The following is a 23684-nucleotide window of genomic DNA, read 5'->3' on the forward strand; positions in this document are numbered from 1 at the left end:
CCCCGCCGGCACCGCCAGCCCGCCCCGCGGCATCACCCCACCGAGTTATATTTAAATTTAAATATAACAAGAAAGGCCGCCCTTCGAACAGAGCTTTCTGTTCGAAGCGCAGCCTTTCGGTTCAAGCCTTACGCTTTGGCGGTTGGATTCACTTTCTCGATGACTTGGTCGACCAAGCCATATTCTTTCGCTTCCGCCGCGCTCATGAAGTAGTCGCGGTCGGTGTCCTTCTCGATCCGATCCAGCGGTTGGCCGGTCCGTTCGGCGAGGATTTGGTTCAGCTTGTCGCGCATCTTGAGGATCCGGCGAGCGCGGATCTCGATGTCTGTCGCTTGGCCTTCCGCTCCGCCGAGCGGCTGATGGATCATGATTTCGCTGTTCGGCAGCGCATAACGTTTGCCCGGGGCGCCGGCGTTCAGCAGGAAGGCGCCCATCGAAGCGGCGAGCCCAACGCAAATCGTGGAGACGTCCGCTTTGATGAATTGCATCGTATCATAAATCGCCATGCCGGCCGTAATGGAACCGCCAGGGCTGTTAATGTAAAGGGAGATGTCCTTCGTTGGATCTTCCGCGTCCAGAAACAGCATCTGGGCAATGATGGAGTTGGCGACGACATCGTTCACCTGAGAGCCCAGGAAGATGATCCGGTCCTTAAGCAGACGGGAATAAATGTCATAAGCGCGTTCGCCGCGGTTGCTTTGTTCTACGACCATAGGAATATAACTCACCGATAAAACCTCCTTAAATTTAGGGTGTTCATGCGGAACGACCCACCAAATAGTCTGCAAAGAAACGTCTCCATCAATCTAAGAATTGACGGAAACGATGAAGATTAATCTCATCATAAACAATTTATTCGAGAAAGTCAAAGAAAGTCAAACTCAGGGAAATAAAAAAGTCCGGAAGACGTGAGTCACAGGACTTAGCAGCAACATGCAAATATTGCAAATGCAAATATGTAATGGCGCGCCCGCGAGGAATCGAACCTCGATCTCAGGCTCCGGAGGCCTACGTCATATCCATTGGACCACGGGCGCAAATTTAGCGAACAAAAAGTATTATATGACATTTTAAATCAAAACGCAAGGTGCAAATCAAAATGGGAAGCGGGGAAGGGCCGGGCTGCGAAAAGAGAGGTCATTTTTAAAAAATCGCAAAAATAAGGATTGTCATGTAAGCGTTTCTATGATAACTTGAGAAATATATAAAAACGTTTTTATAGATAGGGTGTATCGATGGATGGGGAAAGTCACCATTAAAGATGTTGCCAAAGCAGCAGGAGTTTCAATCTCCACGGTCTCCAACGCGCTGAACGATGTGGATGTGCTGAATCCGGAGACCAAATCCCATGTGCTGAAGGTTGCCAAGCAGCTGAACTATGTCCCGAATCTGAATGGGAAGCAGCTGAAGTCGAAGAAAACGAATATGCTTGGTTTTTTTACAACCAGCGTATCCGGACCTTATTTCTACATTTTAGTTGAATCGATGGCGCGCGAGAGCGAGCGGCTCGGGTATGGCTTGCACGTGATGGTCACGGCCGACAAGCAAACCATTATCAGCAATATTATGGGCCGCCGGGTGGATGGCGTCATTATCTACGAAGAGCTGCGGATTGATGATCAGGACATCGCGATGATGGAGAAGGACAAGATCAAGGCGGTATTTCTGGATCGGGTTATTCAGAAAGAGACGATGGGAACGGTTATTTTCAATTCCTATGCCTCCTCGTACGAGGCCACGAAATACCTAATCAGCCTGGGGCATAAGACCATCGCTTACCTCTCCGGCGTGGATACGATGTACGACAGCGTGCAGCGGAAGGAAGGGTACCTTGCGGCCTTGCGGGAACATCAGCTTCCGGTCGACGAGGATCTCATTGTGCAGGGGTATTTTGAAGAAGAGAGTACCTATAATGCGGTTCGGGCTTTTGTTCACAAGCATCCGGGCAAAATACCGGACGCGATCCTGGCGGGCAACGATCTGAGTGCGATCGGCTGTATTAAGGCGCTGCGTTCTTACGGCCTTGAAGTTCCGCGAGATATCAGCGTCGTAGGTTTTGACGATATCGACATTGCCCAGTATTTCACGCCGCCGCTAACCACGGTTCGGAACCAGATCGCCAGACAAGGCATTTTGGCCGTCAACCATTTGGTGAATATGATCAAGCATCGGGAGCAAGGGAAGGTGCAGCAACTGGATGGAGAATTGATCGTGCGCGGATCGAGCCATGTCCGTTTGCGTCAGGACTAATTAAGCTCGGCCAGCTTGAAAGCGTTTCATATCAGAACAGGGGTTTTTTCGATGAAAATAAAAACGTTTTTATCCCTCTGGGATTGGGATAAAGAGAGGAGCGCAAAATGGCGAAGTCTGCTGCGTCAGCCAAACAACCGATGGGATTAAGAATGAAGCAATTCTTCATCGACTTCAGCAGGCAATGGGAGATCCAGTCGATGATCTGGCCGGGCATCATTTTTATGATTATTTTCTGCTATGTGCCGATTTACGGATTAACGATCGCTTTCAAGAACTATACGGTCATCGATACGTTAAGCTCGGCCCCGTGGGTGGGGTTGGATAACTTCAAGATTATCGCAAGCGACAAGTATTTCTGGGATTCCGTGGTCAACACGCTGGGGATCAGCTTCCTGAAGCTGGCCATCGGATTCGTCATCCCGATTATCCTGGCGATCATGATCTACGAAGTCGGCATGGGACGGTTCAAGAAAATCGTTCAGACCCTCTCCTATCTGCCGCATTTCTTGTCCTGGATCGTGCTTGGCGGGATGCTCATCACCTGGTTCTCGACCACCGGCATGTTCAACCAACTGCTGCTCGACTTGGGGTTGATTTCGAAAGCGCAGAATATCCTGCTGGATCCGGGCAAATATTGGTGGATTGCCGTCTTGTCTGATGTCTGGAAAGAGGCGGGCTGGGGAACGATCCTGTATCTCGCCATCATGGCCAAGATCGATCCAACCTATTACGAGGCGGCCAAGATCGACGGGGCGAGCCGGCTCCGGCAAATTTGGAACATCACGTTACCGAATATGAAGATGATTATCAGCTTGAACCTGATCTTGACCGTCAGCGGTCTGCTCGGTTCCAACCTGGACCAGACCTTGGTGCTGATGAATTCCCAGAACCGGGAGAAAGCCGAGGTGATCAACTCCTACGTGTATCGGATGGGGATGACCCAAGGGGACTTCTCTTATGCGACCGCCGTCGGACTCGGCGTTTCGATCGTATCGGTTATTTTGTTGGTGCTTGCCAATAAGGTGACCCGCAAACTCAACGATAATCAATCTGTCCTGTAAGGAAGGAGCAGCAGCCATGAATCGAAAGGCGGTCAAACAGGATCTCGACAGCAGAATCTTTGATACGGTGAACGTCACGATCCTGATTCTATTTACGATCATTATTGTCATTCCGCTCTGGAACGTGATCGTTTCTTCCTTCAGTTCGGGGCGGTCGCTTGCGGAAGGCGGCTTCGTCTTCTGGCCGAAGGAATTCTCCTTGGAGAACTATCAGGCGGTGTTTCGGGACCCTACGATTTGGCAGTCGTTCCTGATCTCGGTCCTCAAGACGGTCATTGGCGTAGTGACCCACGTCTTCTTCTGCGCCATGATCGGTTACGGTCTCAGCAAGAGTAATGTGCGCGGCCGCAAGCTGTACGTCACGATGGGCGTCATTACGATGTTCTTCTCGGGCGGCATGATTCCGACGTACTTGCTCATTAAATCGCTGGGCTTGCTCAACAGCTTCTGGGTGTATATCATCCCGGCCTTGTTCAGTTATTACGATGTCGTGATTCTGATGAACTTCTTCCGGAACGTGCCGGATTCCCTGGAGGAGTCGGCCAAGATCGACGGTGCCGGCGACTGGAAAATCTTCCTCAAAATCTTCATTCCCTTATCGATGCCGGCGATGGCAACGATCGCGTTGTTCAACGGGGTGAACCAGTGGAACGACTTCATGACGACAAAGCTGTACATTACGGATCAGTATTTGTATCCGCTGCAGATGAAGCTGTACGAAATCATCGTTCAATCCCAGACCCAATCGATGCAGAACGTCGCGGGTTCCGTCGTGATTGAAACGACCACCAAAGGAGTTCAACTCGCAACAATTGTGATTACGACTTTGCCGATTGTTGTGATTTATCCATTATTACAAAGATACTTCATCTCGGGCATGATGCTGGGGGCGGTGAAGGAGTAACGAGGCAGCATAGAGAGATGTGGGCCTGTATACGCGGGTTGAACTAGTGAGGGTTTACTAAAAGGGAGGGTACACAAATGCTTAAGTTGAACAAGAGTCTTGCTAGAAAAGGGATAACGGCTTGCGCCGCCCTGCTGACGGCTGCTTTGGTTGTGACGGGTTGCGGCGGTTCCGGCGGCGGCTCGAAAGCCGCGAAAGGGGACGTATCCCTGGAGAACCGGTATACCGTAGATGCGAATACGCCGGCATGGAAGCTGGATAAGAAGGAAGAGCCGACCCAGCTGACCTGGTACGTTAACGCCGACTGGTGGAATACCGACTTTGGCAATGATGTGGTCACGAAGAAAATCAAGGAAGACCTGAATATCGAGATCAAATTTATTACCGGCGACGACACCAAACTGAACACCTTCTTTGCCGGCAGTGACATGCCGGACTTGATTACGGTGTTCGATTCGAACTCGGCCGTTGTCCAGAAGGCTTCTTCCTGGGCCTTGCCGCTGAACGAACTGGCGGAGAAATACGACCCTTATTTCAACAAGGTGGCTGCCCAAGATACGCTGAACTGGTTTAAGCAAGCGGACGGCAACACCTACGGTTACCCGAACTATTCCAATACGCAAGCCGATTATGACAGCGGTAACATTCCGGCTAAAACCGCCTTCATCATCCGCAAAGACGTATATGAAGCGCTGGGCAAGCCAAGCATCGGTACGCCCGAGGAATTCAAGAACGTGATGCAGCAGATCAAAACCCAGTTCCCGGAGCTGATTCCGTTTGGATTTAACTCGATCGGCGAGGGTACGGGCTCTTTGGGCGATGTCTTCCAGGACTTCCTCGGGGTGCCGCTGGAGACGGAGAACGGCGAATTCTACAACCGCAACCTGGACGAAGACTACCTGACTTGGCTGAAAACATTAAATCAAGTCCATCAAGCCGGCAATATCAGCGATGACAGCTTTGCCGATGACGGTCCGGCTTTTGAAGAGAAGGTGAAAGCCGGTAAATACGCTACGATGCTTCTGGATGGAACGCCGCAGCAAGGCGGCAACCTGCAAATTTTCGCAAACGCGCATCCGGACCAAGCTTACTTGGCCATCGACGGACCGCAAAGCACGGCGGGCAACACCCCGAAATTGAACCAATCCGGCATCACCGGCTGGATGATCAGCTTTATTACGAAACAATGTAAGGACCCGGCGAAGGCGATCCAGATCTTCACATACCTGCTGGATGAAGAAGGCCAGATGCTGATGAACTACGGAATCGAAGGCGAGACGTATACGAAGAATGCAGACGGTACAGTGCAGTTCACCCCGGAAGTGAAAGAGCTGCAGCAGTCGGATGCCGATAAATTCAAGAAGGAATACCGGATGGGCGAATTTATGTTCTTCGGCCATGACCGTCACAAAGCGCTGAGCGCCGACGCTTTCCCAGAGTCTATTAAGCAGATGCAAGAGTGGGGGGAAGGCAAGCTGGTTCCCCACTTTATCCTGGAAAATATCAATCCGGACGCAGGTTCTCCAGAAGCTCGTTCCCTGACGGCCATCAACACAACCTGGAACACCACGATGGTCAGCTTGATTCGCGCCAAGAACGATGCGGAGTTCGAGAGTACGTTGAACAACTATAAGAAGTTCCTTGAGGACAACGGCTGGGAACAAATCGTGAAAATCCGTACGGAGAAAATGAAAGTCAATAAAGAAAAGCTCGGTCTTTAATGCATCTGAGCTGCCATTATAGAAGTGGAGGGAACACCATGCGTGAGCTTGAACTTTATTACTCCTCCGGAGAATCCGCTCTTTTCGTTCGTAAAACGAAGGAGCAGCTGCAGCCGCAGGATTCGGCAGCCGTGGATGCCGCGGTCCGATTGGATGAATCCGTGAGCTACCAGACGATGGACGGATTTGGGGCGTCTTTTACCGATTCGGCCGCCTATCTGATCCATCAGGTCCTTCCCGAGGAGCAGCGTTCTTCTTTGATGAGGAAGCTGTTTGACTCGAAGGAGGGGATCGGCCTTTCCGTACTGCGCAACCCGATGGGCGCTTCGGATTATGCCCGGTTCTTCTACAGCTACGATGATTTGCCGGAAGGGGAGGCGGATCCGGAGATGCAGCGGTTCTCCATTCGCCACGATGAAGCCGATGTGATCCCGCTCGTACAAGAAGCGCTGGCCATAAATCCGTCCATCAAGCTGTTTGGTTCTCCCTGGAGCGCGCCGGGCTGGATGAAGACCAGCGGCTCGATGATCGGCGGGGAATTGAAGAAGGAATATTACGAGGCCTATGCGAATTATTTCGTCCGCTATATCGAGGCTTATGCCAAGCACGGGTTGTCCATCTATGCGGTGACTCCGCAGAACGAACCGCTTTATGTGCCGGGACATTATCCGGGCATGCTGATGACCGCCGAGATGCAGACCGATTTCGTGAAGAATTATCTGAAACCGGCGTTTGCGAAGCAGGGGTTGTCTACGAAAATCTTGGCTTATGACCACAACTGGGATCGTCCCGATTACCCGCTGTCCGTGTTGAAGGAAGCGGCTGACGCGGTCGACGGCGTGGCCTGGCACTGGTATGGAGGCGAAGCATCCGCGCAAAGCCAAGTGAAGGAAGCCTTCCCGGGCAAAGAGGTTCATTTCACCGAAGGCTCCGGCGGGGAATGGATTCCGGCATTTGAACCGGCTTTCTCCAATGTGATGCGGACCGGGATCGAGATCCTGCGGAATCACAGCCAATCGCTGGTGCTCTGGAATATGGCGCTCGATGAGCAGAATGGGCCGACAGTTCCCGGATTTGGCACCAGCACGTGCCGCGGGATCGTGACGGTCAACCAGCAGACCCGCGAGCTTGAATATACGCTGGATTACTATGCCCTGGCCCATTTCAGCAAAGTGATTCGCCCGCAGGCCGTGCGGATTGCGGCTGAGGCGGATGTGCCGGCCGTTCGGGTGACGGCTTTCCGGAATACGGATGACTCGATAGGGGTCGTTCTGTTTAATGATGGAGAGGAACCGAGAAAGGTCTCGTTGGAGCTGAAAGGAATGGATGCAGCCGGCTTCCGGCTTGATCCGAAGAGCGCGTTATCCCTCCGGATTCCTAGAACCTAAGCCCTTTCTGAAAGCAAGAAGAGTTGCGAAGAGAAACGCTCCTTTTGTCGAGCGTAGACGAAGATTTGACGTCTATGCCTAACGGAAGGGGCGTTTTTTCGCGGTCAAGTAGAATGTGAAAAAAGGCTCTATGTATAAGTGAAAACGCTAAAGTAAATGATACGGACGTCAGGCTTGCAACTGAACTAAATATTGGTTAAAATATCAGTGGGACTTAAAAAGTTAACCCGGGACATTTTAAGACCAAGGGATGGAGAGAGAAGACGAAGCTTGCAGGAGTGGAACGCATGCGAAATATATTAGAGATTCAAAAGCAGCTTCTTCCTGATCTCATGGACATTCTCAAGAAAAGGTACACTATACTTCACCAGATCATGTTGTCTGATGTCATTGGCCGTAGAACCTTGGCGAATTCGCTGGACATGACGGAGCGTGTGTTGCGTGCCGAGACGGATCTCTTGAAGGCCCAGGGCCTGATAGAAATCGAGAATATAGGCATGAGAATCAGCGACGCAGGACGGCGATTGCTTGAGGATTTGGAGCCGATGATGATAGAGTTGTTCGGCCTCTCGAATCTGGAGGAAACGATCCGTCAGCATTATGGACTGCGTAAAGTGGTGATTGTACCTGGAGACTGTGAAACCTCACCGTTGGTGAAGCGGGAGCTGGGGCGCGCAGGCGCCAAGGCACTGCTTGGGGCAATGTGCGGGGACGAAGTGGTCGCGGTAACCGGCGGTACAACGCTGGCGGAAGTCGCGGATCAGCTGAATCCGCCGCCCAACGTCACGATGAAGCAAAGCTGGTTCGTACCGGCGCGCGGAGGTCTTGGCGAGAGCCTGGAAATTCAGGCGAATACGATCGCTTCCGGTATGGCGAAGCGGGTCGGCGCAGGTTATCGTCTGCTGCATGTACCCGATCTGCTAGGGAAGGAAGCTTACGAGTCGTTGGTTCACGATCCGAATATCCAGGATATCGTGAACATGATCCGCAAGGCCCGTATCGTCGTGCACGGGATCGGAGACGCTATGGAGATGGCGCGGCGCCGCAAGCTGGAGCCGGGCGTGTCCGAGGAAATTCGAAGAGAAGGCGCGCTGGCGGAATCATTTGGTTATTATTTTAATGAAGACGGCGTTGTCGTGCACAAGATGCTGACCTTAGGTCTTCGCCTCGAAGACATCAAGCAAACGGAGACCGTGATCGGAATCGCAGGCGGCAAGAGCAAAGCAAGAGCGATCCACGCCGTATTGCGGTTTGGTCATGAGGATATTCTGGTGACCGATGAAGCCGCTGCGGAAGAGATCGTCAGCGAACTCATCAAGAGATCCGGGAAATGAACAGGTTTACTCATGACGGGTTTTATCGGGCCTGTCTTGAATAATAAAAAATCAAACACTGGGAGGAACTATTCAATGAGTGTAAAAGTAGGGATTAACGGGTTTGGACGTATTGGACGTTTGGCTTTCCGCCGTATTCAAAACGTGGAAGGCATCGAAGTAGTAGCAATCAATGACCTGACAGACGCTAAAATGTTGGCTCATTTGTTGAAATATGACACGACTCAAGGCAAATTCGACGGCGAAGTTGAAGTGCATGACGGCTTCTTCAAAGTCAACGGCAAAGAAGTTAAAGTACTGGCAAACCGCAACCCTGAAGAACTTCCTTGGGGCGAGCTGGGCGTTGACATCGTTCTGGAGTGCACAGGCTTCTTCACCACGAAAGAAAAAGCCGAGCTTCACCTGAAAGGCGGCGCGAAGAAAGTCGTTATCTCCGCACCAGCTACCGGCGACATGAAAACCGTTGTTTACAACGTAAACCATGAAATCCTTGACGGTACGGAAACCGTTATTTCCGGTGCTTCTTGTACGACAAACTGCTTGGCTCCTATGGCTAAAGCATTGAACGACAAATTCGGCATCATTGAAGGCTTGATGACGACGATTCACGCTTACACCGGCGACCAAAACACGCTGGATGCTCCGCATGCAAAAGGTGACTTCCGTCGCGCTCGCGCAGCTGCTGAGAACATCATCCCTAACACGACCGGCGCAGCGAAAGCAATCGGCCTGGTTATCCCTGAACTGCAAGGCAAATTGGACGGCGCCGCTCAACGCGTGCCTGTAGCAACTGGTTCCTTGACGGAGCTGGTAACTGTTCTGAACACGAAAGTAACGGCTGACGAAGTGAACGCTGCAATGAAAGCTGCTTCCGATCCAGAAACCTTCGGTTACACTGAAGACGAAATCGTATCTTCGGATATCAAAGGGATGACGTTTGGTTCCCTGTTCGACGCTACGCAAACGAAAGTATTGACCGTTGGCGACAAACAACTGGTGAAAACCGTATCTTGGTACGATAACGAAATGTCCTACACCGCTCAATTGGTTCGTACCCTCGAATATTTTGCGAAAAAAGTAAAATAAGACAGCGCCCAAATTAGCGATTCATCCCAAAGAGGAGCAACCTATTTAAGGACTCCTCTTTGGTTCTTGCATGAAATACGGCATTCACACACACACCGATTTTTTATATAGATAGAGATTCGTTTCATGGCGTCTTAGGAGAGAAACCAGAAATAAGCCGTAGATGCGCATTGTTATTCAGGTCTGGGAGACCCGCGCATACCGTTTAGGAGGAACGTGGAGATGAACAAGAAAAGTGTACGTGATGTGGAAGTAACCGGCAAACGCGTGTTTGTCCGCGTGGATTTCAATGTACCGATGCAGGATGGCCAAATTACCGACGATACCCGGATTCGCGAAACGCTGCCGACGATCAAATATTTGATCGAAAATGGCGCAAAAGTGATCCTTGCAAGCCACCTGGGCCGTCCGAAGGGCCAAGTGAATGAAGATATGCGCTTGACGCTGCCGGCCAAACGCTTGGGCGAACTGCTCGGCAAAGAAGTAGCCAAGGCGGACGAAGCTGTAGGCGAAGCCGTGAAAGCCAAAGTGAATGCTTTGAACAACGGCGATGTTCTGGTGCTTGAAAACGTACGTTTCTATCCGGGTGAAGAGAAGAATGATCCTGAACTGGCGAAGCAATTTGCGGAGCTGGCCGACCTGTTCGTGAACGATGCGTTTGGTGCCGCTCACCGCGCACATGCTTCCACCGAAGGGATCGCTCATTTCCTTCCGGCCGTATCCGGCTTGCTGATGGAGAAGGAATTGTCCGTTCTCGGCAAAGCGTTGTCGAATCCGGATCGTCCGTTCACGGCAATTATCGGCGGGTCGAAGGTCAAAGACAAAATCGACGTGATCGACAACCTGCTGAACATCGCAGACAATGTGTTGATCGGCGGCGGCTTGGCTTACACCTTCTTCAAAGCGCAAGGCCATGAAATCGGCAAATCGCTGCTGGATGACAGCAAACTCGACGTTGCCCTCGGCTTCATCGAGAAAGCGAAGAAGCTCGGCAAGAACTTCCTCCTTCCGGTAGACTGCATCGTAGCGGATGATTTCAGCGCAACGGCCAACCATAAAGCGGTGGATATCGATAGCATCCCGGCAGATTGGGAAGGCGTGGACATCGGACCGAAGACGCGGGCCCAATATGCTGAAATCATCAAGAACTCCAAGCTGGTCGTTTGGAACGGGCCGATGGGCGTGTTCGAAATCGATATTTTCTCCAACGGGACGAGAGAAGTGGCTGAAGCCTGCGCAACAACGGAAGGCTACACCATCATCGGCGGCGGGGACTCCGCAGCGGCAGCTGAGAAGTTCAATCTGGCTTCGCAAATGGACCACATCTCCACGGGCGGCGGCGCTTCCCTGGAATTCATGGAAGGCAAGGCGCTTCCCGGCGTCGTAGCTTTGAACGACAAGTAAGTTTTGAGATCAAGGTTCAAAAACGGGTTTAGTCGGTTTTTTGAACTATCTTTATAAAAAGGAAGGAGTGGGCTCTGTGAGAACACCTATTATCGCCGGAAACTGGAAAATGTTCAAAACCGTTTCCGAAGCCAAGGCCTTCTTCGAAGCCGTCAAAGGTAAAGCGGAGGTTGCCGGCGTAGAGAGCGTCATTTGTGCGCCGTTCACCAACCTTCCGGCTTTGGTAGAAGCTGCGAAAGGCACGTCGATCAAAATCGGCGCGCAAAACATGCATTTTGAAGATGAAGGTGCCTTCACCGGAGAAATCAGCGGCCGCATGCTGAAAGAGCTTGGCGTGGACTATGTCATTATCGGCCATTCCGAGCGCCGGGCGTATTTCGGGGAAACCGACGAAATCGTAAACAAGAAGATCCTTGCTGCTTTCAAACACGGCTTGACTCCAATCCCTTGCGTCGGCGAGAAGCTCGAAGAGCGTGAAGCCGGCCAAACGAAAGAAGTCGTGAAGGTCCAAACCGAAGCGGCTTTGAAAGGGTTGACTGCGGAGCAAGCAGCGCAAGTGGTCATTGCATATGAACCGATCTGGGCGATTGGGACGGGCAAATCCTCGACGTCGCAAGATGCCAACGAAGTGATTTCCTATATCCGTAGCCTGGTTCAAGGTCTGTACGGCAACGACGTAGCCGCGAAAATCCGTATCCAATACGGCGGCAGCGTGAAGCCGGAGAACGTGAAGGAGTACATGGGCCAAAGCGACATCGACGGCGCGCTCGTCGGCGGTGCCAGCCTGCAGCCGGAATCTTACATCCAGCTCGTTGAGGGGGCGAAATAAATGGCGGCTCCTAAACCAGTAGCACTGATCATTATGGACGGATTCGGACTCCGCGATAAAGTCGAAGGCAACGCGGTTGCCCAAGCGAAGAAACCGAACTATGACCGTTATCTGAAGCAATACCCGAACGCTACGCTGACCGCCAGCGGCGAAGCGGTGGGTTTGCCGGAAGGGCAAATGGGGAACTCCGAAGTCGGTCACCTGAACATTGGTGCCGGCCGGATCGTATACCAGGATTTGACCCGGATCTCCAAATCGATTCGCGAAGGCGAGTTCTTCTCGAACGAAACGCTGGTAGATGCGGTGCGCAGCGCCAAATCGAAAGGCAAGAAGCTGCATCTGTACGGCCTTCTGTCCGACGGCGGCGTGCATAGCCACATTGAGCATATGTTTGCGATGCTGGAGCTGGCGAAGAAGGAAGAGATGCATGAAGTTTACGTACATGCCTTCCTCGACGGCCGCGACGTGGCTCCAGACAGCGCCAAAGGCTTCCTGGAGCGCCTGATCGCCAAGATGAATGAGCTTGGCGTCGGCAAGATCGCAACCGTGCAAGGTCGCTATTACGCGATGGACCGCGACAAACGCTGGGACCGTGTAGAGAAATCTTACCGGGCCATGGTGTACGCGGAAGGACCGCAATATACCGACCCGATTCAAGCGGTCACGGAATCGTACGAGAAATCGGTATTTGACGAATTCGTTATGCCGACCGTCATCGTTGATGGCCACGGTCAACCGATCGCGCAAGTGGAAAGCGGCGATTCCGTCGTATTCCTGAACTTCCGTCCGGACCGTGCCATTCAGTTGTCCAACGTATTTACGAACAAGGATTTCCAAGGCTTCGACCGCGGACCGAAATTCCCGAAAGACCTGCACTTTGTGTGCTTGACCTTGTTTGCGGAGTCGGTTGACGGGTTCGTTGCGTACAAGCCGAAGAATCTTGACAATACGTTCGGCGAAGTATTGGTTCAACACGGCAAGAAGCAACTGCGGATCGCCGAAACGGAAAAATACCCGCACGTTACCTTCTTCTTCAGCGGCGGCCGCGACGTTGAGCTTCCGGGCGAAAAACGCGTGCTGATCGCCTCGCCGAAGGTTGCAACCTATGACCTGAAGCCGGAAATGAGCGCCTATGAAGTCGCAGAAGCGTGCGTGAAGGAAATCGAGTCGGATCAGCATGACGCGATCATCCTGAACTTCGCCAACCCGGATATGGTCGGACACTCCGGAATGATGGAGCCGACGATCAAAGCGGTTGAAGTCACGGACGAGTGCGTGGGCAAGGTAGTTGACGCCGTCAAAGCCAAAGGCGGAGTTGTCATCATTATTGCCGACCACGGGAACGCCGACATGGAAATCGACGACCAAGGCCGTCCGTTTACGGCTCATACGACAAATCCGGTGCCGTTTATCGTTACCGACGAGAACGTCGTATTGCGTGACAAAGGGATCCTCGCTGACGTCGCTCCGACGTTGCTGGACCTGATGGGCTTGCCGCAGCCGCCGGAAATGACCGGTCAATCGATGATTGCCAGCCGCAAGGCGTAAGATCCTAATAAACCTACTAAAAAGGAGACTGTATTCCACATGACGATTATTTCTGATGTATACGCTCGCGAAGTCCTTGATTCCCGCGGGAACCCTACCGTTGAAGTTGAAGTTTATCTCGAATCCGGCGCAATGGGCCGCGCGATTGTACCTTCCGGTGCTTCCACCGGCGCGCATGAAGCTGTAGAGCTTCGCGACGACGACAAATCCCGTTACCTCGGCAAAGGCGTACTGAACGCTGTGAAGAACGTCAACGAGATCATCGCTCCGGAAGTCATTGGCATGGACGCTCTGGACCAAGTCGGCATCGACAAAATGATGATCGAACTGGACGGCACGCCAAACAAAGGCAAACTGGGCGCTAACGCCATCCTGGCTGTTTCGATGGCAGTTGCCCGCGCAGCTGCAGACGCTTTGGACCTGCCGCTGTACGCTTACCTGGGCGGATTCAACGCGAAGCAGCTTCCGGTTCCGATGATGAACATCGTGAACGGCGGCGCACATGCCGACAACAACGTAGACGTGCAAGAATTCATGATCCTGCCTGTAGGCGCTCCTTCCTTCAAAGAAGCTCTTCGCACAGGCGCTGAAATCTTCCACAACCTGAAATCCGTGCTGAAAGCGAAAGGCCTGAACACCGCTGTAGGCGACGAAGGCGGTTTTGCACCGAACTTCACTTCCAACGAAGACGCTTTGTCCTCGATCATGGAAGCCATCACGAAAGCCGGCTATACGCCAGGTAAAGACGTATTCTTGGGGATGGACGTAGCATCCACCGAGTTCTACAAAGACGGCAAATATCACCTGGAAGGCGAAGGCAAATCCTTTACTTCCGCTGAGTTCGTTGACCTGCTCGCTTCTTGGGTCGACAAATATCCGATCATCACCATCGAAGACGGCTGCGCCGAGGACGACTGGGAAGGTTGGAAACTGCTCACTGAGAAACTCGGCAACAAAATCCAACTCGTGGGTGACGACTTGTTCGTAACTAACACGGAACGTTTGTATAAAGGGATTAAAGACGGCATCGGCAACTCGATCCTGATCAAAGTGAACCAAATCGGTACGTTGACCGAAACGTTCGACGCCATCGAAATGGCAAAACGCGCTGGCTACACTGCGGTTGTATCGCACCGTTCCGGCGAATCCGAAGACAGCACGATCGCCGATATCGCCGTGGCAACGAACGCCGGCCAAATCAAAACCGGTGCGCCTTCCCGTACGGACCGTATCGCGAAATACAACCAATTGCTTCGCATCGAAGACCAATTGGCCGATCTCGCTCAATACAACGGCTTGAAATCCTTCTACAACCTGAAAGAACATCGTTAAGAAGGACGCCGGAGAACTTCTCCGGTCTCGTTGAAGCAAAGGCCCCCAGCTCCTTTTAAGAGCTGGGGCTTTGTTTATTTGGGCTAAGCATGTTAACGGCGACAAGATATCGGGGAGGCGCGGTTCACGTGCGTTGACAAATACAAGGGATCTGCATATAGTTGAGTTAAACGTTTACGTATGCGGAAATGCTCAGTAATTCTAGTGCGGAGGGTGTCATGAGCGCAACAATCAAAGATGTCGCCAAGCTGGCAGGGGTATCGGTAGCAACCGTCTCCCGGGTGCTGAACGATTTACCGGGTTATTCGGAAGAGACCCGGGTCAAGGTGCTGAGCGCAGTGGCCGAGTTGGGGTATCAGCCCAATGCGATTGCGCGCGGTTTGGTTAACAAGCGGACCCAGACGATCGGGGTGTTGTTCCCGAGCGTATCGAGCGCATTCTCCTCGGAGATCCTGCACGGGATCGAGGAAGTGGCGCAGGAACAAGGCTACAGCGTGGTCGTCTGCAATACTGCCGAGGACGGCAAACGGACGATGAAATATTTGCAGGTGTTGCGGGAGAAGCAGGTGGACGGGATTATTTTCTCAAGCGGTGTGCTGAAAGAGGAGTATGAACAGACACTTCGGGCAATGGGGGTTCCGGTCGTCCTGGTGGCCACGAAGTCGGAATATGCAGATATTCCTTACGTCAAGGTGGATGACCGCCAGGCGGCGTATGACGCCTGCGCTTATTTGATCCGGCAGGGGCACCGCCGGATTGCCATGATCGGCGGCCCGGCCCGCGACGTGATCGCCGGCGAGCCGCGCATCGCCGGTTTCCGCGCCGCCCTGGCCGATCACGGCCTGCCGCCGGACGAAGCGCCCGTGCTGGACGGGGGCTTCAGCTTTGCCGGCGGCTGTGCGGCGGCGGAGGAGCTGCTGCGCCAAGCGCCGGAGATCACGGCGGTGTTCGCCGCCGGCGATGAAATGGCGATCGGCGTCATCTCCACCGCGGCTCGCTTGGGCGTCGCCGTTCCGGCGCGGCTCTCGGTCATCGGCTACGACAATCTCAAGCTGGCCGAGATGTGTTATCCGCCGCTGACCACGGTCGCCCAGCCGCTGGCGGAAATGGGCCGCTTGGCCGCGGCCAAGCTGATCGCCCGGATCGAAACGGCCCAGCCGGAAGCCAGCGAAATCCTGCCGCATCGGGTGATGGAGCGCGGCACGGTGAGCACGCGGGAGTAAGACGGGAAGGTTAGTTATAGCCGCGGTAAGCACGGTCAGGTGAGATAGGTAGAGTTAGGGCTAGGCTGATCGTTGCAGCTACCTCGGTAGCTGCCGACGTAGCTATCTATCTTTGGATGCGGGCCCACGTCCGCTCGAGCTACGTCCGTTCGAGGCTTTGTGTTCGATTGGCGTGGGACGGGGGCAGTCTGCGATCATTTTCGCGGCGGAAATAGCGGTATAAAATACCCTTATTTACGTCACTTAGGCGTTTGGGCAGAGAATAAGGGTAATAAATTCCCTTATTCCTTCTCAAACGAGGCAAATGGGGGTTTGGGCGACTAAATAAGGACAAAAAATACCGCTATTCTCGCGGTAAGCATGAACTTGGACGAAATAAGGACATTTTATGTTCTTATTTTTCCGGGTTAATCTCTTCTAATCTCAACGTAAACGTTTACGTTTGTGCGAGGTGGTTACATTACTTATCACACAGTGCAGCACTAAGACCCAAGAAGATGCATTAGCCACAATGGGACGGAAAGGCACATTACATGTGAAAAAGGGCAAAGCTATGTAGACAGACTTTAGAGGAGGACAGGTTTATGGATAAAAAGTGGTGGAAGGAAAGCGTCGTATATCAAATATATCCGCGCAGTTTTATGGACAGCAATGGGGACGGGATTGGCGACTTAAATGGGATCCTCTCCAAGCTGGACTATTTGCAGACGCTGGGGGTGGATGTCGTCTGGTTGTGCCCGGTGTACGAGTCGCCGAACGATGACAACGGGTACGATATCCGCGATTATCGGGCGATTATGGACGCATTCGGGACGATGCGGGATTGGGAGGAGCTGCTGGAGGGACTGCATGCGCGAGGCATGAAGCTGATCATGGATCTGGTCGTGAACCACAGCTCGGATGAGCATCACTGGTTCGTGGAGTCGCGCAAATCGAAGGATAATCCGTACCGGGATTATTATATCTGGCGTCCCGGCAAAGACGGTGAAACCCCGAACGACTGGGGTTCGTTCTTCAGCGGATCGGCTTGGGCGTATGACGAGGCTACCGGCGAATATTACCTGCATATGTTCTCCAAGAAGCAGCCGGATTTGAACTGGGAAAACCCGAAGGTTCGCCGCGAGGTGTACGACATGATGACCTGGTGGCTCGATAAAGGGATCGACGGGTTCCGAATGGATGTCATCAACATGATCTCCAAGCCGCCGGGGCTGCCGGACAGCGCGGACGGCGGGACTTGCATCAATGGCCCGCGGGTTCACGAGTTCCTGCAGGAAATGAACCGGGAGGTCTTGTCCAAATACGATATTATGACGGTAGGCGAAACCCTGGATGTCACGCCGGAAGATGCGATTCAGTTCGCCGGAACGGATCGGGGAGAGCTCAGTATGGTTTTCCAATTCGAGCTGATGGGCATCGATTCAGGTTCGGACGGCAAATGGTGGGGGAAGCCGTGGTCGCTGGTCGATTTGAAACAAATCTTCTCCAAATGGCAGACGGAATTGGAAGGCAAGGCGTGGAACAGCATCTATCTGAACAATCACGATCAGCCGCGCCTGCTGTCGCGCTTCGGCAATGACCGCGAATACCATAACGTATCGGCCAAAATGCTGGCGACGCTGCTGCACACGCTGCAGGGGACGCCGTACATTTATCAAGGCGAGGAAATCGGCATGACCAACGTACGGTTCGAGACGATCGAGGAATACCGCGATATCGAGACGTTGAACATGTACAAGGAATACCTGGAGAAAGGCCGTACCCCGGAGGAAATCATGGGGGCGATTTACGCCAAAGGGCGGGACAACGCCCGTACGCCGATGCAATGGGACGGGAGTAGCCCGCATGCCGGATTTACCACCGGGACGCCTTGGCTGGCGGTGAACCCGAACTACCGCGACATCAATGTGGAGCGGGCGCTGGCGGACGAAAACTCGATTTTCCACTATTATCGCCGTCTGATCGAACTGCGCAAACAACATGAGGTGATCGTCTACGGAAGATATGAGCTGTTAAATGCGGATGACGAGCAAGTATATGCGTATACCCGGACGCTGGGTGAAGAGCAATTGTTGGTGATCTTGAATTTCTACGATCAACCGGCCCGCTTTGCCTGGACGACACCGGGGGCGGCAGCGCTGAGCTCGGAGAAGGCCAAGGCAGCCGAGCTGCTCATCGCTAACTATGAGGATCTGCCGGGCGGCGCAGACGTGCGGAGCCTGGAGTTACGGCCCTATGAGGCGCGCGTATATAAGCTGACGATGAACTAAACCCAAACGAACTAAATCCAAACAAACTAAACGCAAAAAGAAGAGGACGCCTGAAACTCAGGGCGTCCTTTCATGATGTTCATATTTTCACAAGTTGGTATAGTTAACGATATAACCTGATCACCTGGTGTTTAGCGCGCCGGGTTCTTGTCCTAAGCTTTAAAAACTCGGATTTGCTCCTTCAGCTCGTTCATCAGGTGGTTCAGCGATTGGGCCGAAGCCTCAATTCCCTGGATAATGGCGGCTTGTTCCTCCGAAGAGCCGGCCACCGATTGGGCGCTTAGCGCCGATTCTTTGGCGGTACTCAGCATGTCGCCGACGGAGGCGGCGATCTCCTCGGTGCCGGCGGAGATTTGCTGCGTCGTTGCCGAGACGTCCTGGATTTGCGAGGAGACGTGATGAATCGACTCGCGAATCTGGCCGAACGATACGCCGACGTTCTCCATTCGATGAATCCCCTTGTTAATCTCCTCGATGCTGTTCTTCACCGATTCCGCCGCCTGAGAGGTCGAGCCCTGGATGAACTGGATCAATTCGACGATATGGGAGATCGATTGGTTGGTCTGTTCCGCGAGCTTCTTCACCTCGCCAGCAACAACGGCAAAGCCTCGCCCCTGCTCGCCGGCTCGCGCCGCTTCGATGGAGGCATTCAGCGACAGAAGCGCGGTCTGGTTCGAGATCTCGGAGATGACGTGGACGATATCCCCGATTTCGTTGGAATGGGTGGTCAAGCGTTCGATATCGGTCGCGGTTTGATTGGCGGTCGATTGAATATGGGACATTTGCTCAATGGCCGACTGAATTTGCACATAGCCGTTCTCCACCTCGCTGGCGGCGGATTCGGCCCGCTCGGAGACCTGGCCGGAAGCCTCGGCGATGCGCTGGACGCCGACAGCCATTTCTTCCGTCGCCCGCGCCGACTGCTCAGCGCCCATCAACTGGGTCTCGGTGCCGCCGGCAACCCCTTGAATCGCGGTGGTGATGTCTGAAGTGGCTTCAGACGATTGGCGGGCGGCGTTCAGCAGCTCGTCGGAAGCGGCCGCGACCTCGCCGATCGTTCGGTCAATTTGCTTCACCATCGTCGCGAGGGAATCGATCATCACATTGATGTTGCCGCTCAATTGCCCGATTTCGTCCTTCGAAGTGACCTTCACCCGTTCATTCAAATGGCCTTCGGCCACTTTCTTCATGACGGAGGACACCGAGCGAATCGGCTTCACGATTTGGCGCGCTAGGAAGTAGGCGACCGCAAAGACGAGGACGACGGTGGCCAAGGCGAAGGCGATCGATAGGTTCCGGGCATGGTTGACCTTAGCAAAAATCTCGCCGGTCGGCACGGTGATTACCATCTTCCAGCCGGTGCTAGGCACCGTACCGAAGTATGTAATAACTTCTTTCCCCGATTCATCCCGGTAGGTTACGCTGCCGCTGGGTTGTTCGAGAAGGGTCTTGACGGCCTGCTTCATCTTCGGTGTCCCGGCATAGTCCTGAATGTTCTTGTTGAACCGTTCCGCCTCGGGATAGCTGTAATAGACGCCGCTCTTGGAGATCACGTAAGCATAACCGGTATCGGCGATCTTGATCTTGGCGCTCAGTTGGGACAACACATCCGGGGTGACGGAGAAGGCAACCCCGCCCAGAAACTGGCCGTTCTTGTCATTGACGGGAACCATCGCGGGGATGATATACTTATCCAACGCTTCCAGATAGCTCATATCCGAGTAGGCCGTGGCTTTGTTCTTCTTGGCTTCGATAAAATACGAGCTTTGGGAGGAATCTGCCGTCATGCCAAGCATGTTCGTCAGCCTCCCGTTCTTGTCGATCACGCTGAACCCTTCCGACTCCTGATCGCTTTGCTCAAGCACGTTCAGAATCGGGAAGATCCGATCGGGCTGGAACGTCTGGAATTCCGGATCCTGCGCCACGAGATTTTCGACGGCTTTGGCTTTGCCCGAAATCCACTCATCGATTTTGGCGATGTTCGTATCCAGCGTGGATTGGACCAACTCTTCGTTGTCCTGCTTAATCACATCCCCGAAATAGCTGACGAAGAAGGTGCTGATGCCGAGGAGCGGGAGGAGAGAGGTCGCAAGAATAAGGATCAACAGCTTTCGTTGAAACGATCCGGACTTCTCTCGGGACTCGCGTTTCTCTTTCTTGAACTTGAACATAAATTACCCTCCTGAGGCTTGTGAAAATATGACTTAAGTTCATCCTACCACGAAAAAAAGGGGGTATTTGGCACAAAATAGAGAAATATGGGACTCAAATTTCGTCGGATTTTGGGGAATAATGACATTTTTCGTTGACGGTCAGGGGGACTTTCGTTTTACATGATTCAAGGGAAGGGGAGCAGAGGAAAACGGTTGTTATTCCGGGGACGCTATGGTACAATAATAATGCTGTTTTTGTATCGTAAATTTCGGCGTTATGGAATAGATGAAAGATGCTTCTCACTTAGGAGGTGGATTGAATGGATATTTTGCTCAAGGTATTGCTCGTTATTTTCTCGATCGGTTTGATCGCAGTCGTGTTGCTGCAGAAAGGGAAGAGCGCGGGTCTTTCCGGTGCCATCTCCGGGGGTGCTGAACATCTTTTCGGCAAAACAAAAGCGCGCGGCATGGAACTCGTTCTTGAACGGGTCACCGTCGGTTTGGCGGTGGGATTCTTTATCTTGTCGATTATCGTTGCTGTTGTGATGGACTAACCCTAGCATTTTAGTCAGTGTAAGCCCTCGTTTCCTTCGGGAGACGGGGGCTTTTTTGCGGAATGCCAAGGGCGGCTATTCAACCTGTTGCGCTGCTGCAGAAGATGGAATAATCCTTACTATCGTGAGTTTGATTTTCGCAAAAATGAAGTTTTTTTCATGAAAATCATGTGATTTCACGGGAAAGCCAGGGGAAAACGGATGCCGAATGCGATTTTCGTGTATACTAGGGGATATACGGTAGGAGGAATATCATGGAAATGCGATGCAAAATTACACCCCGGCACCTGAGGGACAAGCCGGGTTTGAGGTGAAATCATTTGAAATTAATTACGGAAGCAGAGCTGCTCGCTTTTATGCGGGAGACCGCTTATAAACCGATGACGTACCAGGAGCTGGAGGAGCATTTCGGCATCACCGATGCCGGCGATTTCAAAGAGTTCCTGAAGATGCTCAACCGGTTGGAGCAGGAAGGACAAATTATTTTAACCCGCACTCATCGTTACGGCGTTCCGGAACGGATGGATTTGGTGCGCGGGCGCTTGCAGGCCCATGCCAAAGGTTTTGCGTTTCTGATCCCGGAAGATCGCGATCACCCGGATGTCTACATTCATGCCAATGATTTGAAGAGCGCGATGAACGGGGACACCGTACTGGTGCGCGTCAGCTCAAAAAGCGCGGGCGGCGGCAAGCTGGAAGGCGAAGTTGTGCGCATCGTGCACCGCGCCGTAACCCAAGTGGTGGGGGTCTTCCAGAACAACGAATCGTTTGGGTTCGTGATTCCGGATGACAAACGGATCAACAAGGACTTATTCGTACCGCGGGAAGGCTTTGGCGGGGCGGTTGACGGCGAGAAGGTTGTGGCCGAGATCGTGGAATATCCGGAGGGACGGTCTGCGGCGGTAGGCCGGGTAATCGAGATTCTCGGGCATAAGGATGATCCGGGCGTCGATATCCTGTCGATTATCCGCAAGCATCAGCTGCCGGAGGCGTTCCCGGAGGATGTCATGGCCGAAGCGCAGGAAGCCCCCGACGAGATCGACGAAGCGGAAATCGTCCGCCAGGGACGGCGGGATTTGCGCGATAAGGTGATCGTTACGATTGACGGCGAAGATGCGAAGGACCTGGACGATGCCGTTAACGTGGAGCGGCTGCCGAACGGGAATATCAGACTGGGCGTGCATATCGCCGACGTCGGGTATTACGTGCGGGAAGGTTCCCAGCTGGACCAGGAAGCTTACAACCGTGGTTGCAGCGTGTATTTGGTCGACCGCGTGATCCCGATGCTGCCGCATCGGCTGTCGAACGGGATCTGCTCCTTGAATCCGAAGGTGGACCGCTTCACGTTGTCCTGTGAAATGGAATTTAACGAGCAGATGAAGGTCGTGAAGCACGATATCTTCACCAGCGTGATCCGTACGAAGGAACGGATGACTTATACCAATGTGCGCAAGATCCTGCAGGGCGAAGATCCCGAGGTCACCGAACGGTATGCCGATCTGGTCGAGACGTTCGAGCTGATGCAGGAGCTGGCGCTGAAGCTGCGTGCGAACCGCATGCGGCGCGGGGCGGTCGACTTCGATTTCGAGGAGTCGAAGGTGATCGTCGATGAGAGCGGCAAGCCGATCGACATCGTGAAGCGCGAGCGTTCCATCGCTGAGCAGATTATTGAGGAATTCATGCTGGCGGCGAATGAAACGGTGGCGGAGCATTTTCACTGGCTGAAGGTGCCGTTCATTTATCGGATTCACGAAGATCCGGACCAAGAGAAGCTGATGAACTTCATGGCGTTCGTCGCCAACTTTGGGTATGCGGTCAGGGGCGGCAAAGGCAACAAGGTGCATCCGCGCGCGCTGCAGACGCTGCTGGAGGACATCCAGGGCACGAAGGAGCAGACGGTCATCAGCACGATGATGCTGCGCTCGATGAAACAGGCGAAATACGACGCGGAAAGCACCGGGCACTTCGGGCTGGCGGCGGAGTTCTACACGCATTTCACGTCGCCGATCCGGCGGTATCCCGACCTGGTGATTCACCGGGTGATCCGCGAGGTGATCGAGAGCGGGGGGATGTTAAGCGAAGCGCGGATGGAGTATCTGGCCAGTCGCATGCACGACATCGCCCAGCAATCGTCCGAGCGGGAGCGCATCGCCGTGGAGGCGGAGCGCGATACGGAACAGTTGAAGAAAGCGGAGTTCATGCTGGACAAGGTCGGGGAGGAATTCCCCGGCATGATCAGCAGCGTGACGAGCTTCGGCATGTTCATCGAGCTGGAGAACACGGTGGAGGGGCTCATCCGGCTCAGCGCGATGACGGATGACTACTATCACTTCCACGAGCAGCACATGGCGCTGATCGGGGAACGCACGTCGAAGATCTACCGGATCGGCGACGAGGTCAAGATCCGCGTGGCCCGCGTGAACATGGACGACCATACGATCGATTTCGAGATGGTCGATATGAAGCCGCGGCAGCGCGGTGAGTTCGGCGGCGGGCGCGGGGCCTTTGACGGCGGCCGGGGCGGCGCTGGCCGCAGCGGCAAGCCGGGCAAAGGCGGCAGCAAAGCCGCCGGCAAAGGCAAGGCCGCCGGCAAGGGCAAGGCCGGCCGCAGCGCAGGCAAGCCC

17 protein-coding genes and 1 tRNA gene are annotated in these 23684 nt (G+C 53.6%); 15 read left to right on the forward strand and 3 right to left on the reverse strand.

What is annotated here, in order from left to right; genetic code table 11:
• Positions 1-128: 128 nt before the first annotated feature.
• Positions 129-728, reverse strand: a complete 600-nt coding sequence (clpP, locus tag BN3795_RS09645; protein ID WP_068784490.1) for an ATP-dependent Clp endopeptidase proteolytic subunit ClpP — start codon at positions 726-728, stop codon at positions 129-131.
• A gap of 234 nt (positions 729-962) precedes the next feature.
• Positions 963-1037 (reverse strand) — tRNA-Arg (locus tag BN3795_RS09650).
• A 202-nt stretch (positions 1038-1239) separates the two neighbouring features.
• Here BN3795_RS09650 and BN3795_RS09655 point away from each other — a divergent pair.
• The 13 genes from BN3795_RS09655 (at position 1240) to BN3795_RS09715 (ending at position 18353) form a co-directional block, all read left to right on the forward strand.
• Positions 1240-2250: a LacI family DNA-binding transcriptional regulator gene (locus BN3795_RS09655; protein ID WP_068784491.1), complete on the forward strand. Its 1011-nt coding sequence runs from the start codon at positions 1240-1242 to the stop codon at positions 2248-2250.
• Between the two features lie 107 nt (positions 2251-2357).
• Entirely contained in the window at positions 2358-3314 is a 957-nt protein-coding gene (locus BN3795_RS09660; RefSeq protein WP_068784492.1) for an ABC transporter permease, read from the forward strand.
• A gap of 16 nt (positions 3315-3330) precedes the next feature.
• Complete coding sequence (locus BN3795_RS09665) at positions 3331-4218, forward strand: carbohydrate ABC transporter permease (RefSeq protein WP_068784493.1); 888 nt, start codon at positions 3331-3333, stop codon at positions 4216-4218.
• Between the two features lie 77 nt (positions 4219-4295).
• Positions 4296-5939 (forward strand): type 2 periplasmic-binding domain-containing protein, encoded by a 1644-nt coding sequence (locus BN3795_RS09670; protein ID WP_068784494.1) that lies wholly within the window; start codon positions 4296-4298, stop codon positions 5937-5939.
• A 38-nt stretch (positions 5940-5977) separates the two neighbouring features.
• Positions 5978-7327 (forward strand): glycoside hydrolase family 30 protein, encoded by a 1350-nt coding sequence (locus tag BN3795_RS09675; RefSeq protein WP_068784495.1) that lies wholly within the window; start codon positions 5978-5980, stop codon positions 7325-7327.
• A gap of 287 nt (positions 7328-7614) precedes the next feature.
• Positions 7615-8661 (forward strand): sugar-binding transcriptional regulator, encoded by a 1047-nt coding sequence (locus tag BN3795_RS09680; protein WP_068784496.1) that lies wholly within the window; start codon positions 7615-7617, stop codon positions 8659-8661.
• 75 nt (positions 8662-8736) lie between these two features.
• The gene (gene gap, locus BN3795_RS09685; RefSeq protein WP_068784497.1) at positions 8737-9747 is read left to right on the forward strand and encodes a type I glyceraldehyde-3-phosphate dehydrogenase; all 1011 of its coding nucleotides are present in this window, start codon (positions 8737-8739) and stop codon (positions 9745-9747) included.
• Positions 9748-9969: 222 nt separating this feature from the next.
• Positions 9970-11151 carry a phosphoglycerate kinase gene (locus tag BN3795_RS09690; RefSeq protein WP_068784498.1) on the forward strand — a complete coding sequence of 394 codons (1182 nt, stop codon included), beginning with the start codon at positions 9970-9972 and terminating at the stop codon, positions 11149-11151.
• Positions 11152-11227: 76 nt separating this feature from the next.
• Positions 11228-11980: a triose-phosphate isomerase gene (gene tpiA / locus BN3795_RS09695; protein ID WP_068784499.1), complete on the forward strand. Its 753-nt coding sequence runs from the start codon at positions 11228-11230 to the stop codon at positions 11978-11980.
• The gene (gene gpmI, locus BN3795_RS09700) at positions 11981-13528 is read left to right on the forward strand and encodes a 2,3-bisphosphoglycerate-independent phosphoglycerate mutase (RefSeq protein ID WP_068784500.1); all 1548 of its coding nucleotides are present in this window, start codon (positions 11981-11983) and stop codon (positions 13526-13528) included.
• A gap of 39 nt (positions 13529-13567) precedes the next feature.
• Complete coding sequence (gene eno, locus BN3795_RS09705) at positions 13568-14860, forward strand: phosphopyruvate hydratase (protein WP_068784501.1); 1293 nt, start codon at positions 13568-13570, stop codon at positions 14858-14860.
• A 218-nt stretch (positions 14861-15078) separates the two neighbouring features.
• Complete coding sequence (locus BN3795_RS09710) at positions 15079-16083, forward strand: LacI family DNA-binding transcriptional regulator (RefSeq protein WP_068784502.1); 1005 nt, start codon at positions 15079-15081, stop codon at positions 16081-16083.
• Between the two features lie 584 nt (positions 16084-16667).
• Complete coding sequence (locus BN3795_RS09715) at positions 16668-18353, forward strand: glycoside hydrolase family 13 protein (protein ID WP_068784503.1); 1686 nt, start codon at positions 16668-16670, stop codon at positions 18351-18353.
• Positions 18354-18505: 152 nt separating this feature from the next.
• Here BN3795_RS09715 and BN3795_RS09720 read toward each other — a convergent pair whose 3' ends face one another.
• Positions 18506-20524, reverse strand: coding sequence for a methyl-accepting chemotaxis protein (locus BN3795_RS09720; protein WP_068784504.1), 2019 nt, complete (start codon positions 20522-20524; stop codon positions 18506-18508).
• 302 nt (positions 20525-20826) lie between these two features.
• Between BN3795_RS09720 and secG the strand changes: the two genes are divergently transcribed.
• Positions 20827-21060 carry a preprotein translocase subunit SecG gene (gene secG, locus BN3795_RS09725; RefSeq protein ID WP_068784505.1) on the forward strand — a complete coding sequence of 78 codons (234 nt, stop codon included), beginning with the start codon at positions 20827-20829 and terminating at the stop codon, positions 21058-21060.
• A gap of 320 nt (positions 21061-21380) precedes the next feature.
• On the forward strand, positions 21381-23684 hold a 2304-nt coding region (rnr, locus tag BN3795_RS09730; protein ID WP_110945108.1), incomplete at its 3' end, for a ribonuclease R.

The organism is Paenibacillus phocaeensis (genome assembly GCF_900021165.1).
Classification (GTDB): domain Bacteria; phylum Bacillota; class Bacilli; order Paenibacillales; family Paenibacillaceae; genus Fontibacillus; species Fontibacillus phocaensis.